This window comes from Sporofaciens sp. JLR.KK001, from assembly GCF_036941055.1.
Lineage (GTDB): Bacteria > Bacillota > Clostridia > Lachnospirales > Lachnospiraceae > Sporofaciens.
Map to the genome: position 1 here is coordinate 410,222 of NZ_JAYMNO010000001.1, position 15,249 is coordinate 425,470.

21 protein-coding genes and 3 tRNA genes are annotated in these 15,249 nt (G+C 42.7%); 19 read left to right on the forward strand and 5 right to left on the reverse strand.

The genetic code is table 11. From position 1 onward, the window contains the following. Both VSQ62_RS02185 and VSQ62_RS02190 read left to right on the forward strand, forming a co-directional pair. A tRNA-Gln gene (locus tag VSQ62_RS02185) sits at positions 1 to 72 on the forward strand. Between the two features lie 7 nt (positions 73 to 79). Continuing rightward, positions 80 to 152, forward strand: a tRNA-Lys gene (locus VSQ62_RS02190). A gap of 22 nt (positions 153 to 174) precedes the next feature. Here the strand turns inward: VSQ62_RS02190 and VSQ62_RS02195 are convergent. From VSQ62_RS02195 to VSQ62_RS02215, 5 genes are all read right to left on the reverse strand, one after another. Then, the gene (locus VSQ62_RS02195) at positions 175 to 918 is read right to left on the reverse strand and encodes a site-specific integrase (protein WP_334632937.1); all 744 of its coding nucleotides are present in this window, start codon (positions 916 to 918) and stop codon (positions 175 to 177) included. Positions 919 to 1,067: 149 nt separating this feature from the next. Beyond that, positions 1,068 to 1,610 (reverse strand): Uma2 family endonuclease, encoded by a 543-nt coding sequence (locus VSQ62_RS02200; RefSeq protein WP_334632939.1) that lies wholly within the window; start codon positions 1,608 to 1,610, stop codon positions 1,068 to 1,070. Between the two features lie 52 nt (positions 1,611 to 1,662). Further along, positions 1,663 to 1,914 (reverse strand): type II toxin-antitoxin system RelE family toxin, encoded by a 252-nt coding sequence (locus VSQ62_RS02205; RefSeq protein WP_334632941.1) that lies wholly within the window; start codon positions 1,912 to 1,914, stop codon positions 1,663 to 1,665. Continuing rightward, the gene (locus VSQ62_RS02210) at positions 1,914 to 2,129 is read right to left on the reverse strand and encodes a hypothetical protein (protein WP_334632943.1); all 216 of its coding nucleotides are present in this window, start codon (positions 2,127 to 2,129) and stop codon (positions 1,914 to 1,916) included. Before VSQ62_RS02210 ends, VSQ62_RS02205 begins: the two co-directional genes overlap by 1 nt. A 24-nt stretch (positions 2,130 to 2,153) precedes the next feature. Next, positions 2,154 to 2,927: a S24 family peptidase gene (locus VSQ62_RS02215; RefSeq protein ID WP_334632944.1), complete on the reverse strand. Its 774-nt coding sequence runs from the start codon at positions 2,925 to 2,927 to the stop codon at positions 2,154 to 2,156. A gap of 614 nt (positions 2,928 to 3,541) precedes the next feature. Here VSQ62_RS02215 and VSQ62_RS02220 point away from each other — a divergent pair. The 17 genes from VSQ62_RS02220 (at position 3,542) to VSQ62_RS02300 (ending at position 15,249) form a co-directional block, all read left to right on the forward strand. Then, positions 3,542 to 3,934, forward strand: a complete 393-nt coding sequence (locus tag VSQ62_RS02220; protein WP_300695782.1) for a beta-sandwich lipoprotein — start codon at positions 3,542 to 3,544, stop codon at positions 3,932 to 3,934. 33 nt (positions 3,935 to 3,967) lie between these two features. Then, positions 3,968 to 4,207 (forward strand): hypothetical protein, encoded by a 240-nt coding sequence (locus tag VSQ62_RS02225; protein ID WP_334632945.1) that lies wholly within the window; start codon positions 3,968 to 3,970, stop codon positions 4,205 to 4,207. A gap of 26 nt (positions 4,208 to 4,233) precedes the next feature. Further along, entirely contained in the window at positions 4,234 to 4,512 is a 279-nt protein-coding gene (locus tag VSQ62_RS02230; protein ID WP_334632947.1) for a hypothetical protein, read from the forward strand. Between the two features lie 160 nt (positions 4,513 to 4,672). Beyond that, positions 4,673 to 5,209 carry a DUF1351 domain-containing protein gene (locus VSQ62_RS02235; protein WP_334632949.1) on the forward strand — a complete coding sequence of 179 codons (537 nt, stop codon included), beginning with the start codon at positions 4,673 to 4,675 and terminating at the stop codon, positions 5,207 to 5,209. Between the two features lie 10 nt (positions 5,210 to 5,219). After that, positions 5,220 to 5,618, forward strand: a complete 399-nt coding sequence (locus VSQ62_RS02240) for an ERF family protein (RefSeq protein WP_334637542.1) — start codon at positions 5,220 to 5,222, stop codon at positions 5,616 to 5,618. Then, the gene (locus VSQ62_RS02245) at positions 5,618 to 6,190 is read left to right on the forward strand and encodes a NinB/YbcN family protein (RefSeq protein WP_334632951.1); all 573 of its coding nucleotides are present in this window, start codon (positions 5,618 to 5,620) and stop codon (positions 6,188 to 6,190) included. The genes VSQ62_RS02240 and VSQ62_RS02245 overlap by 1 nt, the downstream gene beginning before the upstream one ends. Positions 6,191 to 6,211: 21 nt before the next feature. Then, a complete protein-coding gene (locus VSQ62_RS02250) occupies positions 6,212 to 6,580 on the forward strand; it encodes a hypothetical protein (protein ID WP_334632953.1) in 369 nt (122 codons plus the stop codon). 18 nt (positions 6,581 to 6,598) lie between these two features. Next, on the forward strand, positions 6,599 to 7,033 hold the full coding sequence (locus VSQ62_RS02255; RefSeq protein WP_334632954.1) for a hypothetical protein: 435 nt from the start codon (positions 6,599 to 6,601) through the stop codon (positions 7,031 to 7,033). Then, a complete protein-coding gene (locus tag VSQ62_RS02260) occupies positions 7,026 to 7,730 on the forward strand; it encodes a recombinase family protein (RefSeq protein ID WP_334632955.1) in 705 nt (234 codons plus the stop codon). The genes VSQ62_RS02255 and VSQ62_RS02260 overlap by 8 nt, the downstream gene beginning before the upstream one ends. 327 nt (positions 7,731 to 8,057) lie before the next feature. After that, complete coding sequence (locus VSQ62_RS02265) at positions 8,058 to 8,408, forward strand: ERCC4 domain-containing protein (RefSeq protein WP_334632956.1); 351 nt, start codon at positions 8,058 to 8,060, stop codon at positions 8,406 to 8,408. A 109-nt stretch (positions 8,409 to 8,517) separates the two neighbouring features. Further along, positions 8,518 to 8,880, forward strand: coding sequence for a hypothetical protein (locus VSQ62_RS02270; protein WP_334632957.1), 363 nt, complete (start codon positions 8,518 to 8,520; stop codon positions 8,878 to 8,880). A gap of 55 nt (positions 8,881 to 8,935) precedes the next feature. Next, on the forward strand, positions 8,936 to 9,688 hold the full coding sequence (locus VSQ62_RS02275; protein ID WP_334632958.1) for a hypothetical protein: 753 nt from the start codon (positions 8,936 to 8,938) through the stop codon (positions 9,686 to 9,688). A gap of 127 nt (positions 9,689 to 9,815) precedes the next feature. Further along, complete coding sequence (locus VSQ62_RS02280; protein ID WP_334632959.1) at positions 9,816 to 9,953, forward strand: hypothetical protein; 138 nt, start codon at positions 9,816 to 9,818, stop codon at positions 9,951 to 9,953. A 20-nt stretch (positions 9,954 to 9,973) separates the two neighbouring features. After that, positions 9,974 to 10,564, forward strand: coding sequence for a transposase (locus VSQ62_RS02285; protein WP_334632961.1), 591 nt, complete (start codon positions 9,974 to 9,976; stop codon positions 10,562 to 10,564). Positions 10,565 to 11,094: 530 nt separating this feature from the next. Beyond that, complete coding sequence (locus VSQ62_RS02290; RefSeq protein WP_334632963.1) at positions 11,095 to 12,555, forward strand: transposase; 1,461 nt, start codon at positions 11,095 to 11,097, stop codon at positions 12,553 to 12,555. A 413-nt stretch (positions 12,556 to 12,968) separates the two neighbouring features. After that, positions 12,969 to 13,049 (forward strand) — tRNA-Leu (locus tag VSQ62_RS02295). A 133-nt stretch (positions 13,050 to 13,182) separates the two neighbouring features. Next, a complete protein-coding gene (locus VSQ62_RS02300; protein ID WP_334632965.1) occupies positions 13,183 to 15,249 on the forward strand; it encodes a DHH family phosphoesterase in 2,067 nt (688 codons plus the stop codon).

Here is a 15,249-nt window from a genome sequence, read left to right on the forward strand (position 1 = left end):
TGGGCTATCGCCAAGCGGTAAGGCACAGGACTTTGACTCCTGCATTCGTTGGTTCGAATCCAACTAGCCCAGTTATTATGGGTGTGTAGCTCAGTTGGTAGAGCACTTGACTTTTAATCAAGTTGTCCCGGGTTCGAACCCCGGCACGCTCAGTGAAAGAAACAGCCCAGAAACCTAGATTTTAAGCGGTTTCTGGGCTGTTTCAGCGTTTGTTCCAATTCGTATTAATTCCCCTATTTTTTCATGTACAGCTTCTTTCTTTTCATCTAGATGGGCATACACTTCCATTATCATCTTCAGATCAGAGTGACCCATAAGTTCAACAGCCTGAAACTGTCTAAAAAAGGGTGCTGCGCTGTCTGGGATGGGTATTTCACGGTTCCCGGCATCACTTTTTGCCCCGGTCTTTATGATTGGAGTATTCACATCGAACACGACAGTCTTATTCACGATCAGCAACTTCTTTTTGAGGTTTATGTCTGATTTGGTAAGGGCAAGAACCTCTCCGCGGCGCAGTCCAAAGTAAAACAGAAGCATAACAAGGGCGCGTTCCGTCTGGGTAAAATCCGCTTTCTTTATCGCTTCTTTCTCCAAGGCCGTCAGAGCGCGCTTCTCCGCCTTATGTCGCTTCGGAGGGGTTGCTTTCTTCGCAACATTCTCATGCAGCAGCTTATCATCTATGGCACTGTTAAAAATTTGGACAAGCGTCATTTTGATGATTTCACAGGTCCGTGGATGTTCCTGGTTATCATTGATCAGCTTCTGAACATCGGATCGGACAATCTTATTTCTAAGTTCCTTTTCGGTCTTGGCAGACAGAAAAACATTGTTCGGACGGCCGTCAGCCTTATATCCGATCATTACAGTTGTCGCGTATCTTCCATCTTTGCGTTTTTTTGTATTTTCCCATAGTAACATCCTCCTGAAAAAGGGTATAAAAGATAACCCTCGTAAAATGCGAAGAATTATGGTATAATCTACTTGTTCAGGGTAGAGTATACCGCAATCCTCTGGTTTGCGAGTTACATCTATGTGAAACCGTCTCTGTTGGTGCAGGGGCGGTTTTTCTATAATAAGTCAGAAATCGTGATAGTCAGCCCATCAAAAATATAAACAGGAATCTCATCATCAAAAGAATACATATTTGCATCTTCCTCATCATCAAAGATATAGGTCTGAACAATTTTCTTCATCGGGTTTATAATCCAGTATTCCCGGACACCTGCAGTATGGTATTTGAATAATTTGATTGCACAATCTGTCCGTGTGCTGCTAGGTGAAATAATCTCTATAATCCAGTCTGGTGCCCCTTTGCATCCACGATCTGATAACTTGTATTTATCGCAAATAATAGAAATGTCTGGTTCCACCCATATCTTATCATCGGCGTTCAGATTGACGGCAAACGGGGCGGGGATGACTTCACAATTTCCTTTTTTTGATTTTACATGATTAAGAATTGCATAGTGTAGTTCGCTTAAGAGTTTCTGGTGGATAAAGCTTGGCGGTGCCATGGCATACAGCTTCCCGTCGATCAGCTCCGCACGCTGTCCTTCCGGGAGATTCCAGTAGTCTTCTGATGTGTAAGTGCGTTCCTGGGGCATTGGCATGTGATTACGTCCTTTCGTTACAATTATTAGTGATAGGTACACTCATAGAAAATCAATATCTGTTATAAATTTCTCCGCGATTCCCAACATCAATCACATAAATAATGCATTTCCCATTATCAATTGAGTAAATGATTCTATAACTACCGACACGGAGTCGTAACAAATTATCATATCCTTTTAGCTTTTTTATATCCTCACCATTTGGTAATTGCTCAATAGCGTTTACTATTCGTTTGCGTTCATTGAGAGGAAGTTTATCAATAAATTTTTTAGCTTTTTTCTTGATGATAATTTGATACATCAGTTAAGCCCCCATTCTTTTTTACATTCGTCCAATGTATATTCGACATCCTTTTCTGGGTCGGTATCATTCTTGTAATCTTCGATCATTTTCCTGCAAAAAATATCATCAGCTTCTTCATCAGCAGTAATTCCCTGTACATATGCCAGTACATATCCCATTTTATAATCAGGTACAATATCTAATAATTGGACAATTTTTTCTTTATTACTCACGATAAACTCCTTTCAGTTTACATTTTAATACTTTCCTACCACTTTCCCCATACAGACGATATTGTCATATTCAGAAATTATGATATTATCGGCATCCGGATTCCGTGAAATAAGTTCCGTCTCACCATATTCCTTGATATATGCATCGTTATTGATAATGAAAATCCCCACGTCCCCGTGGTTCAATTCTACTTTCTGGGAGACGAGGACGATATCGCCGTCGTTATAGTCCGGTTCCATGGAGTTCCCAGATACCTTGATCGCATAGTCTACTTTGCGGTTCTCCTGGGTATCTGGTATCGGCAGTTGGTCAACGCCCTCACTGCCAAGGATGAAAACTCCTGTACCGGCAGACGCGCTGTGGTGGTACTCTATGAAACGGGTGTTGTTCTCTAGCCGGGGTTGGATGTCTATAATAGTGGATGCTGTGGTGGTTTCCAGTTCTTCTATACGTTCTTTTTGTTTTTTTAATGAAGTAACTCGTTCTGTCTCTCGGTCTAAAGCTATATCTATGGTTTCTTTTCCGAAAGAATCTAAATTATTGTATTTTTTTAAAACCTCTTTGTCTCTTTTTGATAAGGAAGGGTGTTCTTTTTTAAATCCAAATACATCATCAACAGTAGTTCCATATAAATCACAAAGTATAAATAATGTGTTTTCATCTGGCTGCGAATATCCGGTTTCCCAATGTCCAACAATTGGTTGTTTTCTGCCTATTTTGTCAGCAACTTCCTGTTGTGTCATCCCATAAGAAATTCTTTTTGCTTTCAATTTGGCTTCTATTTCTTCTTTGGTCATTTTGTCACCGCCTTTCATCCAGGGTAGATGGCGTTTGGTACTTTTTATATTAGGTGGAGTTATTTCGAAAGTCAATAGAAATGTTTAGATTTTCTAAATTTACAAGCAGAAGGAGGTGGTGTGAAGAGTGGTTGCAATAATAGTGACAGCAATTGTGTCGATCATTGTATCTGTTGGAATTTCAGCCGTTATCATATCAAGATAACAGCTGAATCTCACAAAACTGTAGAAAAGTTTGTGTTACATGAGATGGAGGAAAACCACGAATTCGCATGTCAAATTTATGAATCTTTAGATAAGTTGATAAAAAAGTTGAATGAAAAGGTTTAGAAAGAGGGGAGTGATATAAGGTTGTGGTTATTGAAATTTCATATTGCGTTTAGTCTTCTATGACAGTTGTCTTGCATAGGGATAAGAGTTGTTTTCAAAGACAATCTGAGGCGGTTTAAGAAAAAGCATGAGAAATCAAAGAAGAATGGGATTTTTAAATGGATGATATTCTTCTGCCCGGGAATTAATGTACTGGTTACGATAGGTTTGTGGTATATGGCGTTTTGTGATGATATTACAGTTGAACTGATAACATCTCAATGGAATGAATAACGGAGGTAGAAATGAAGAGGAAAGTTTTGGCATTATTGCTGTCAGTATCGACAATGTTCGCATTCTCTGGATGTAGCGAGGCTTCAAAGGTTTCTCATAATCTTTCATTAGAAGCAGATAACTTTAATGATGTCCTCCAAGTTACAGTAATTAATTGTCTACAAGGAGATGTACTTTTCCAGATGACAGGAAAGATGTCCATTACGGCAGATACATCTGATAATCAATTGGAAGTTGTTGTGGAAGATGAAAAAGGAGAGTATAAAAAGCATTTTATTGGTCTTAGTGACAACGTAACTTATGTTGTTGAGGATATTACCGCTGGAGATGTCAGTAAGAATAAATATACTCTGAATTTCAATCCTGAAATGTGGATTCCTGTGGAAACAGATGTAATTGATTAGTAAAACATTTGCCAATGAGAGGAGGTGAGATAGATGCCCAAGATCACATTAAGTACTCAAAAATTAGATGATAATTTCCGTAAGATCATGAAGCATATAATGATTGATACCCCGCGGGACAAGTTATGCAAGGTGCTTGGCGTCAGCGAAAGCTGTTTGTACAAGCATATAAGACAGCCAGAGCTTGTTAAGCTTGGAGAACTTCGGGCTTTGAGGAAAACTGGGAGAATCACAGATGAGCAGATCTTAGCAATGGTAAGAGAAGAGCGATAGAAGCAAGTGAAAGCAGGAGTAGAGATATGAAGCTGAAGAATTTCAAGAGAAGGAGGAAATTATGCCCAATCTTGCAGAGGAGGGCGAAAGACCTCATCCGGATTGGGATGCTCTGGACGGTATGGATGTCCTTAAGTATCATGTTCGGGATGTCTCCGGCCCGGCATGCGGGATGGGTACTGGCAGGCGTAGTCACTGTAACGATAGGCTATGTGCTCGGACGCACTGCCAGGCATCTTGAGAAGCGGGGCATGTTCTTTCGCAGGATAACAAAAAAGAGCGCTTGTAAAAGGCGGCAATCTTAAAGCGCTCATGGAAGTATCTACCGCTATTATAGCGGAAAAGGAGGATGACGTCAATGGGAGGGCATCATGACATCTGAGGAACGGGAATATTTTTCATCCAGGAAGAGCCTTCGTGAGAGGCTGAAAGATAATTATAGAGAATACGAGGAGGAATTGATACATGAACAATACAGTAGCAGTAATCACACAGGAAAGTGCGAAGATATCCTGTAACTTCGATCAGGTGGAGCAGGCGATCAAGGGAACGCTTGCAGAGTTTGAGGGTGTTGTTTTTACTGAAGACAGTAAGACATATGCAAAGAAGCAGGTAGCAAGCCTTCGGAAACAGAAAAAGGAGTTTCAAGAGAATCTTCGAGATGCAAAGAATGAGTATATGGCGCCATGGAACGAGTTTGAGACACAGGCTAAAAACCTGATTGCTTTGTATGATAAGCCGATTAACTCTATCAATGGCCAGGTGCAGGCATTTGAAGAGAAGCGTGTAAGGGAGAAGAAAGCAGAGATTGAAGCCGCGTACAATGAACTGGTACCGGATGACCTGCAGGACTACATACCACTTGAATGCATCTATGGCGCGAAATGGGACAACGCCACGACGAATATGAAGACAGTCAGGAAAGAGATTTCTGAGGCTGTAACCAAGACGCAGAGCGAGATTTCTGTCATTTCTTCTATGGGATCTGATATTTATTGGTAACCGGTATTATATCAAAGATACCGCTTCTTCTTACGCCAGAAAATATGCGTTGAATGGGCTGCTTCTTCTGGATGATGTGAAGGACGCGGATACCAATGAGAATCAGCAGCAGAGTCAGAATGCAAAGGATGATAAGAACCAACAGCGGAGTCGAAATGCAGGCGCGAATAAGAATCAACAGAAGAGTCAAAATGCAGGTGCAAATAAAGATTCAAAAGGCGGTACCCAGAAGAAATTGATTGATAAAAAGGAACTGGATGCGCTCAGAAAACGCTTCAAGGACGATGGGGTTGATGAGACGAAGGTGTGCAGCGCGTACAAGGTTTCAGATTTATCCCAATTGTCGGTGTCACAGCATGAAAATATCACTCAGCATTTTGAACAGGTAAAGGAGAAGTGTGCGGCCTAATGAAGTTTACCGGGAAATTAAAGCAGCCGATCATCGACTTTATGACCCATAGACTGACAATCCTGTTTGAACCGAATGAAGACTTTGGACAGGCGTATGAGGAGTTGAAGGACTGCGATAAGCTGAGTCTGGAGATTAAGCCGTATAAGCGCAAGAGAAGTCTGGATGCCAATAGATATTATTGGGCGCTTCTCACGAAGTTGGCAGGAATCTTGGGGACATCCAATGCAGAGCTTCACAACATTCTTTTATCAAAGCATGGATTTATGGAGATCGTGGACGGGAAGATGCTTCCAATTCCCATTCCAGATACGGATGCTGCCAGTAAGCAGGTAATGGAATCCCAGGTGTATCATTTAAAGCCTACTTCGGATGTTAGGATGGGAAATGATGGAGTGATGTACCGGACTTATATCATGCTCCGGGGGAGCAGTACCTATGATACGGCGGAAATGTCCAGGTTGATTGACGGGCTTGTGGGGGATTGCAGTGATGTGGGGATGACGGATGCGGAGATTGCTTCGCCGGAAGAGCGGAGGATTCTGAAGGAGAAGTATGGGATAGATTTTTAAGCAGTTAAGTGAAAAAAGGAAGTGACGGAGAACATCCAGGATCCCAATACGGATGCCCTGGCAAAGCGGAAAGTTACGGTGACGATTACGTTTAAGCCAAACAAAGACAGGAATTTTGCTCCCATAGACATTCAGACTAAGTCAGCCTTAGCGCCGGCTGCTGGAATGGATACTACCCTTAGTATGGGAAAGGATCTCCGTACAGGAGAGGTGGATGTTGCCGAGGTTACGACGGGTCAGATTCCTGGGCAGATGTCTATAGAGGATGCACAGGCAGCACAGGTATCTGCAGATGGCCTGCCGTTTGATGCGGATACGGGCGAGATTCTGGAGCCTGCAGGTGAGAAGCCTTCGGGGGAGAGAATTGTTGATATGAGAAGAAAAGCATAGCATAGGAGGAGAAGAAAGATGATGGAAGGATTAAGGGAAGCATTACAGTACGTTGTAGGATTGAAAGTTAATGGGATGGATCCCAAGATCGTAGAGATCGATGGGAAGACATATTGTGATAAGGATCTGAGACGCTACCATTCTTTTGATATGGCGGATGAGATCAGGGTGAATACATTGACGGCAGTCGTGGACTATATCAAAGGGAAGCCAGAGGAGTTGAGGGAGACCATGCTCCTGCATGTGGTGAGCCCGACTGAGGTGAGGTTGTATTCTGGACTGATCGACGAGAGGGACCGGGAATATCTGTTGAAGTCTTCTGCAATTGTGAATGAATTCCAGTTTGACCATTATTATGACCAGGAGAGGTTTCTGATCGAGCTGCAGTCTAATTTTATACCAACGTTTAAACAAGTACAATATACCACGAAAGGGAGCGGGAACCATGAGTAAATCAATCATTTTTGGATATGCGAGAATAAGCACAATGAAACAGAGAATAGAAAGACAGATTGACAATATCAAGCGTGAATATCCGGGGGCGGTTATCATCACAGAGGAATACACGGGAACAACTACAGACCGCCCGAAATGGAATAAACTTGTAGAGCAGATAAAGAAAGAATATGTAAAGGGTACAGAAGTAACGCTTGTATTTGATGAAGTATCAAGAATGAGCCGTAACGCAAAAGAAGGATTCGAGGATTATAAAATGCTTTATGATATGGGCGTGAATTTGGTATTTCTGAAAGAACGCCATATAGATACCGATAATTTCAGACAGGCGTTACAATCAAAGGTTGCTATGACTGGTACGGATGTAGATATTATTCTATCGGCGGTCAATGAATACATGATGAAGTTAGCGGAACGGCAGATAGAGATTGCATTTCAGACGGCACAAGCAGAGGTTGACTATCTCCACCAAAGGACAAGCGAGGGCGTGAGGAAAGCACAGGCGGCAGGAAAGCAGATAGGCAGGGCAAAGGGTAGCAAGGTAGAGACAAAGAAAGCTATTGAAGCAAAGAAGCAGATACAGAAGCATAGCAAGGATTTCGGCGGCAATCTGTCAGACGTGGATTGTATGAAGCTGATAGGACTTGCAAGGAATACTTTCTATAAGTACAAGAGGGAAATGAAAGCAGAATAGGCGTTGATATATTAAGGGTATGCAATAACCGCATATCCTTTTATTTTGCGTTTATTTACCGCTATTTTCTCATTAATGGCATGATATGTATACTTCACTTCTATACCTTTATGCCTTAACTGCCTGTATGGGGCGAATATGGCGCATAGAAAGGAAGTGATAATAGGTGAAGATGTACAAGTATTCTGACAAGGATATTAAGCAGATGATAAAGCAGATGGTTATATTGATTGATAGTAGAGAGAAGCAGAACCACCACATAGTAGATTACTTTGAGAAGAATCATATACCCTATGAGATTACTACTCTATCCTATGGTGATTACTCATGCAGGATGTCCGCAATATATATTTCCATAATGATATTGTGATTGAGAGAAAGAACTCATTAGAGGAATTGTCCGGCAGTCTCACAAGGGATAGAGAACGCTTTGAGAAAGAGTTTTTAAAAGCCGGGAATGACGGCTGTAAGGTTTACTTAATGGTTGAGGATATGGGCGGCTATAGCAGTATCATCAATCATTCATACAAGACAGAGTTTAAGCCTAATGCTTACATGGCAAGTCTTAAGGCATGGGAAACAAGATTTAACCTCAATGTACAGTTCATTGATAAGCAGTATGCAGGATATTTTATTTTGTCCACGATTCAATATTTTCTGAAAGAATCGTTGAAGTAAATATCTGACAATAATGGCATATGGGTTTTGCTGCCTGACAATTTTAGCGCTACTTAATGCAGTAAGTCCCCAAAATTACAAAAAAATAAAAAAGAATCGAGGTAATAACATGAAGAAAGAAGAATTAAAAATATTTGCCATGGCTAAAGTGTGCATGGACACATACAAAAGCAGATATGACAAGGCAAAAGCAAAAAAAGAAGAACGCTTTAAGAAGCTGAACAGGAATTTCGTGCCGGGTTCTCCCATGTTCGTTGCTGAACGTGACAAAATCACGCCGGAATATCAAGCGGAGGTTGAGGGCGCAAAGTCTCACAAGGAGCGCATAGGGATTATTTACGATAATCTGAACAACAGGCATTTTGTCAAGACACTAGAGAAGCACATAGCAGATACAAGTGATAAAGCGTTGAAAGAAAGCTATGAGAATATGCAGGAAGTCAGGCGGGAGCAGGAGAGCGAAACAAAATAACTCTTTATTTGGCAAAAAGAAAATCAAAAATAAAAAGAAAGATGAGGTATGAACAATGACAAATATTCATGATTTAACAAATTTGCTTAGGGATGTGAGAAGCGAGTACCAAACAGCATGGCAGAAAGCGGAAGAAGAAAGGAAACAGGAACTTGCGACACTACAACGGGATTATGTACGCAATACCCCTACATACGCCGCCAAAGAAAAAGAGATTCAGCTTAATTATGAAGTGTCGATTGTTGCCGCAAGGGAGAAGGCGGCGAAGAAAACAGCGGAGGAAATAGAGAAATTGAAAGCATGGGAACAGGCAAGGGTTAGCAGGATTGACGAAACGGCATTATCTAAAATCAATGCGCTTCGGGGAATCCCTCTCACAATGGCGGAACTGCAAGAAGTGCTTGCAAAAAACGGCAGGAGTAACTACTGGGTACAAAAAGCGGTTGGCGCACTGGCAGAGGAAAACGGAATCCCGGTTACAGAGTTACCACTTGACGCCTCGTTAGATACAAAGTTGAATGTACTTAATCAACTTTCAGACCAATTAGATAAATTATTGAGCTTTTACAATACGGGTGCGCATGACAGCGAATCAATGAGAGCAAGATTTTTGTATCTGAATGATGATATTCTGAATAATGCGGTTAATATTTACAACAACGGTGTACGGGATTTGAGCGAAGCGGATGCGGCTGAACGCTATGTAAAAGCTATCAAATTTATGGACAAGCTGAAAACCACGCAAGATGTAGAAGAGATAGAAAGTACATTAAAAGATTACGTGGAGCGTGTTAAAATGGGTTCATAGCAGGTAAATGAATTTGTAAGGGGGCAGATTGCAAAGGCTCAATAAAGCGGCAGGACGCACAAGAGGAATATGAACGCCATTTAAGGGAAGTTGAGGAAATGCACAGAGAAAGGACAGGCAGGAAAACATGATAGAAACTGTATTAAAAATAGGGTTGCCGATTATCAAAGTATTGTTATGCATGGGTTTAGTGGTGCTTGTGGTGGCTCTTATTATAATCATCTTTGTTGTCGGTATTGGTTGGATTAGAGATAATTTCTTTTAAACAGAAAGGACGGTGAAAACATGCTTGAAGTGATCGGGGCGGTCATTGTGGCGGCGGCATTAATCCTTTTCGGATTAGGCTTGATGTATCTAGATATTATCATTCCTGACAGTACCGGGAATGCCATGAAGGCAAAACTGGTCTACGTACGGAATCACAGCAACCGCAAGGACTGGGTATGCTTTGTATGCACTGACATGACCTTAGATGAAGAGAAAATCCTCCGTGCGTACACGATGCGCTGGAAAATTGAAACCTATTTTAAAATGTCAAAGAGCTATTTAAAACTTCGTACGGAATGCCACAGTACAAGCTATGATGCCATTACTTCACATATGGTAATCGTTGCAATACGGTACATGATACTGGCAATTGAGCGTTTCCAAAATACAGATAACAGAAGTCTGGAAGAACTGTTTTATGAGGTACAGCGGGATATCATAAATGAAATGATGGACTGTGCAATCATTCTCATTTTGGACATCATGCTGCAGAGTGTGAAACAGCATTTCAAAGCTTCGGATGAACAGATCAACGGACTGCTCTGTACATTTATCGGCAATCTCCCCACACCGTGGAGAGAACGCTTTACTATGCCCAATGCGGCATAAAGCTATTTTATTTTTACTATTGCAAGGCTTATAAAATCGTAATGATAAGCAGTTTTAGTTTGCGAAGTATGAGATTTATCTTGTACACGAAGCAATATTTCTCTTTTGGTGAACCGCTTGCCACATAGGGGATATTGTGTTATATTGTCGATAGGGAAAGACCATGAAGCCAGGCGGCTTTACCCCTCCAGTACAGTTTGGAGGGAACAAACGCCCTCCGGACGAGAGAAAGGAGGGATGCCGATGTATGTTACATATGCTGATTTATTTCAGTTCTGTATCTTCATTTGCGCCCTTGTGGGATTGTGCTACACAATCTTTAAGGGAAGAAAGAAATAGCCGCCACTACCGCAAATAGTGACGGCTTGCCTATTTTAAAAGAATAGGTAAACAATCATGTTGGGGTAGAGCCGCTTGTATGGCTTTCCCTCTGTTTATAATATAGCACATCTATAAGAATGATTCAAGCCTATTCTGTCTTATCCCAGCTCTGACGCTTAAAAAAAATTAATAAAAAAACCTCCCATTTTATGGGAAGATGCGCGTTAATAGAAGTAACCAGACAACTATTTTTTCGCACCACCATAAAAGAGAGGAGGTTTTACTATGAAGCAAGAATAAAAATCAGAAGAAAAGAGGTTAGGGAACACCTGGAACAGTTGAACCTTGCATGTGAATTAGCCAAGCTAATCCGGCATTTTTTCCCAGATCTTTTACCCCTGTTAAAACAGATTCCAGATCCCAGAAACCAGAGCTATATTACCTATCCTGCTGTGTTACTTCTTATGACCCGTATCCTTTCTTCTCTATTTTACATCAGCAGTATGAGGAAAACAAGTGAAGAATTCAATTCCAGTGAAATGATCAAAAACATCTGGCATCTATCCGGGGAGGAACAGACCGTGGAGGAGCTTCCCTACTGGGAAACCATCAACCGGTATCTGGAAAAAGTAGATCCGGAAAAATTGCAGGACATCTTAAACCGCCTTTGCAGCAGGCTTCTTTGCAGCCGGGCTTTTGAAAATATGCGAATCAGGGGCAAGTACTGGCAGGTGATCATAGATGGAACGCAGCTTTGCAGCAGCCGGAGGGAACTGGATGGGAAAAGCCTGCACCGGACCCATAACAAGGGGACGGAAAAAGAGTATCAGGAGAACTATTATTATGTGCTGGAAGCAAAGCTGGTACTGCATCCGAAAATCCTGATCAGTATTCAGACGGAATTTGTGGATAATGAAGAGGGAAAAGAAATGGAGAAACAGGACTGTGAAAGGAAGGCCTGCTGGCGTTTAATGGAAAAGCTGAAAAAAGCGTTTCCAAGGTTGCCGATCTGCCTGTGCGGGGACAGTCTGTATGCCTGTGAAGGTTTCTTTGAGAGATGCAAAGGAAAAAACTGGCGGTATATCCTGCGGTATAAGGAGGGGAGCATCCCGAGCATTGGGGAAGAATACAGAGAACTGAAAGAAATGGAGAAGAATTACCAGGAGCGCGAAACACAGACTGGGAAGGAATGGTATGATTACGTGACAGATATAGATTATAAAGGACATCAGGTAAATCTGGCAGAGTATGGAGAAAGCGGGGAGCATATCTGCAAAAAGGGCAGGAAAAAGGGAAAAGCAGAAACGATCCGGAAAGAATTCTGGTTTCTCACAGATCTGCCAATCACCAGAAAAAATGTGGCAGGACTGGTGGAGCGCGGAAGGATGAGATGGAGAATCGAGAATGATGGGTTTAACGCGCAGAAAAGGCAGGGATACCATCTGGAACACCAGTACAGCAGGAATTATCAGGCACTGAAAAACCATTATTATCTGATCCAGATTGGGCACATGATCAGCCAGATCATGGAGGCTTGGGAAAAAATATGGAAAAAGGTAAAGCAGAGTAGGGAGCAAAAGCACAGGAGGATACTGGAATCCATGAAAGAGACTCCATTGAGAGAATACAAGGAAGAGATCGCTAAAAAGATACAAATACGGTTGATATAGAGGACCATGTGGAAAGGTGGTGAAGGAGCAGATAACAACAAAAGTTAAAAAAGCAGAATACAGGGATTTTATGGCTTAAATAAGATTGCGTTGATAAAGCAAAATGAGAAAATAAAATCCAATGTACTCTGAGAGTGTAAGTATAAATTTAAGCGTCAGAGCTGTTACTAATAAAAATTATTTGACTAATTTATAGATGTGTGATATGATTTTTAACGGTTTAAGAATAAGTTGTCTCATTTTTGTCCGATAGTACTATGGGAATATAAGAGTTTATGCGATGTATCGAGTTTGGATAATATGACTTTTAATAAAGTTGTCCCGGGTTCGAACCCTGGCATACTCAGTAGAGATGATTTCCGAGAATTTTGTGTTTACAGGATTTTCGGCTTCTTACATTATATATAGAATATGCGGATGTGGCGGAATTGGCAGACGCGCTAGACTTAGGATCTAGTGGGCTTCCCGTGCAGGTTCAAGTCCTGTCATCCGCATTGATTCAGAATCCCGGAGTCCTTTAGAATAAGGGCTTGCGGGATTTTTTCTGTCGGTGGCTTTCTTTTTAGCTAAAAAAGTGGTATAATGATGTCTGTACATTTTGTTCTTCGAAGACATGAGGATGGGATTATGCTGGAAAAGAAAAATGAAAAAGAAAAAATTAAACTGAGAGGACAGCTGAAGCTGTATATCCAATGGCCGTCTGTCATGGCAGTGCTCCTGGTGGCGATGAATGTCTGGGTCTACATGATCGATAAGCGCGCAGGAAGCCTGATGGTATTTTTCGTTCTGATCTATATCATAATGGCAGGATCGCTCTATCTGCGCAGTAAGACGGTACTGCTCAAGGATCTGGTGGAATTTGCCGCTCAGTACGGGATTGTCCAGAATACGCTGCTGAAGGAGCTGACAGTGCCTTATGCAATCCTGATGAGCGACGGGAAGACGATCTGGATGAACGATCTGTTTCGGGAGATACTGGGCACCAAGCCAAGACGGGATGTGCCGATCAGCAAGTATATTCCGGAGCTGAACCGCAGTATATTTCCCAAAGAGGGCAAGGATACAATCGAGATGGATGTCTATTACAGGGACAGGGAATATAAGGCGGAGCTTCGGCAGGTGTCTGTGGAAGGGTTTAATGATACAGGACTTCTGCTTCACATGCCGGCGGAGAAAGAGTATTTTATCGCTGTACATCTGCAGGATGTGACAGAGCTGAACCGTTATATTAAGGAGAATGAAGAGCAGCGCCTGATCGCGGGGCTGATCTATATAGATAACTATGATGAAGTTATCAACAGTGTGGAAGAGGTCAGACAGTCGCTGCTGATGGCCTTGGTTGACAGGAAGATCAACCAGTACATTGCCAGGGTTGACGGTATCGTCAAGAAGATGGAGACGGATAAGTATTTTATCGTACTTCGGAAGCAATACTTCAAGCAGTTAGAAGCAGATAAGTTCTCGCTTCTTGAGGACGTCAAGTCTGTGAATATCGGCAACGGGATTCCGGCGACCTTGAGTATCGGGCTTGGCCTGAGCGGGGATTCTTATTCTCAGAGTTATAACTATGCCCGCGTGGCGATCGATCTTGCTCTTGCCCGCGGCGGTGACCAGGCAGTGATCAAGGACGGCAGCGGGATTACCTACTACGGAGGCAAGCGGGAGCAGACCTCTAAGAATACCAGGGTAAAGGCCAGGGTGAAGGCAGAAGCGCTCAGAGAATTCCTGACTTTGAAGGACAGGATATTTGTCATGGGGCATAAGCTTACGGATGCGGATGCGTTCGGAGCGGCGATTGGTATCTGCCGGGCTGCGGCTGCGATGGAGAAGAGAGCGTATATCGTGATCAATGAAGTGTCAGCGTCTCTGCGTCCGTTGTATGAGTGCTTCGTGAGAGACTCCAATTATCCGGACGAGATGTTTCTTAAGTCTGCCCAGGCGATTGAGATGGCTGACGAGAATTCTATGGTAGTGGTCGTAGATACGAACCGTCCCAAGATGACAGAATGCGAAGAACTGCTGAAGAAGACGAAGACGATCGTAGTGCTCGATCATCACAGACAGAGCAGCGATAATATCGAGAATGCGCTGTTATCATACATCGAACCATATGCGTCGTCCTCCTGTGAGATGGTGGCGGAGGTGCTGCAGTATATTGTGGATGATATCAAGATCCCGAAGATAGAGGCAAGCAGTATGTACGCGGGTATTATGATCGATACGAATAATTTTGTGAACCATACGGGAGTGCGGACATTTGAGGCGGCGGCGTTCCTGCGCAGGTGCGGCGCGGACATTACGCTGGTGCGCAAGATGTTCCGGGATGATATCGAATCATACCGTGCGAAGGCAGAGATCATCAGCAGCGCGGAGGTATATTATGAAAAGTTTGCCATTGCCAGAGGAGCGGGACTTAAGATAGAGAGCCCTACGATCATCGGCGCGCAGGCGGCCAATGAGCTGTTGGATATCAGTGAGATTAAGGCGTCCTTCGTATTGACTGAGTATAACGGAAGGATCTATGTGAGCGCCAGGTCCATAGACGAGGTAAATGTGCAGGTGATCATGGAACGTCTCGGCGGAGGCGGTCATCTGAATGCGTCAGGTGCGCAGTTTGACCACACGAATATGGAAGAGGCGGTGAAGAGTCTCAAGGAAGTGATTGACGACATGATAAAAGGAGGAGACATTTAA

Coding starts and splice junctions, on each gene's coding strand:
- VSQ62_RS02195 (WP_334632937.1), bottom strand. CDS start 918: ATGTTACTATGGGAAAATACAAAAAAACGCAAAGATGGAAGATACGCG.
- VSQ62_RS02200 (WP_334632939.1), bottom strand. CDS start 1,610: ATGCCAATGCCCCAGGAACGCACTTACACATCAGAAGACTACTGGAAT.
- VSQ62_RS02205 (WP_334632941.1), bottom strand. CDS start 1,914: ATGTATCAAATTATCATCAAGAAAAAAGCTAAAAAATTTATTGATAAA.
- VSQ62_RS02215 (WP_334632944.1), bottom strand. CDS start 2,927: ATGACCAAAGAAGAAATAGAAGCCAAATTGAAAGCAAAAAGAATTTCT.
- VSQ62_RS02220 (WP_300695782.1), top strand. CDS start 3,542: ATGAAGAGGAAAGTTTTGGCATTATTGCTGTCAGTATCGACAATGTTC.
- VSQ62_RS02225 (WP_334632945.1), top strand. CDS start 3,968: ATGCCCAAGATCACATTAAGTACTCAAAAATTAGATGATAATTTCCGT.
- VSQ62_RS02230 (WP_334632947.1), top strand. CDS start 4,234: ATGAAGCTGAAGAATTTCAAGAGAAGGAGGAAATTATGCCCAATCTTG.
- VSQ62_RS02235 (WP_334632949.1), top strand. CDS start 4,673: ATGAACAATACAGTAGCAGTAATCACACAGGAAAGTGCGAAGATATCC.
- VSQ62_RS02245 (WP_334632951.1), top strand. CDS start 5,618: ATGAAGTTTACCGGGAAATTAAAGCAGCCGATCATCGACTTTATGACC.
- VSQ62_RS02255 (WP_334632954.1), top strand. CDS start 6,599: ATGATGGAAGGATTAAGGGAAGCATTACAGTACGTTGTAGGATTGAAA.
- VSQ62_RS02260 (WP_334632955.1), top strand. CDS start 7,026: ATGAGTAAATCAATCATTTTTGGATATGCGAGAATAAGCACAATGAAA.
- VSQ62_RS02265 (WP_334632956.1), top strand. CDS start 8,058: ATGCAGGATGTCCGCAATATATATTTCCATAATGATATTGTGATTGAG.
- VSQ62_RS02270 (WP_334632957.1), top strand. CDS start 8,518: ATGAAGAAAGAAGAATTAAAAATATTTGCCATGGCTAAAGTGTGCATG.
- VSQ62_RS02275 (WP_334632958.1), top strand. CDS start 8,936: ATGACAAATATTCATGATTTAACAAATTTGCTTAGGGATGTGAGAAGC.
- VSQ62_RS02280 (WP_334632959.1), top strand. CDS start 9,816: ATGATAGAAACTGTATTAAAAATAGGGTTGCCGATTATCAAAGTATTG.
- VSQ62_RS02285 (WP_334632961.1), top strand. CDS start 9,974: ATGCTTGAAGTGATCGGGGCGGTCATTGTGGCGGCGGCATTAATCCTT.
- VSQ62_RS02290 (WP_334632963.1), top strand. CDS start 11,095: ATGGGAAGATGCGCGTTAATAGAAGTAACCAGACAACTATTTTTTCGC.
- VSQ62_RS02300 (WP_334632965.1), top strand. CDS start 13,183: ATGCTGGAAAAGAAAAATGAAAAAGAAAAAATTAAACTGAGAGGACAG.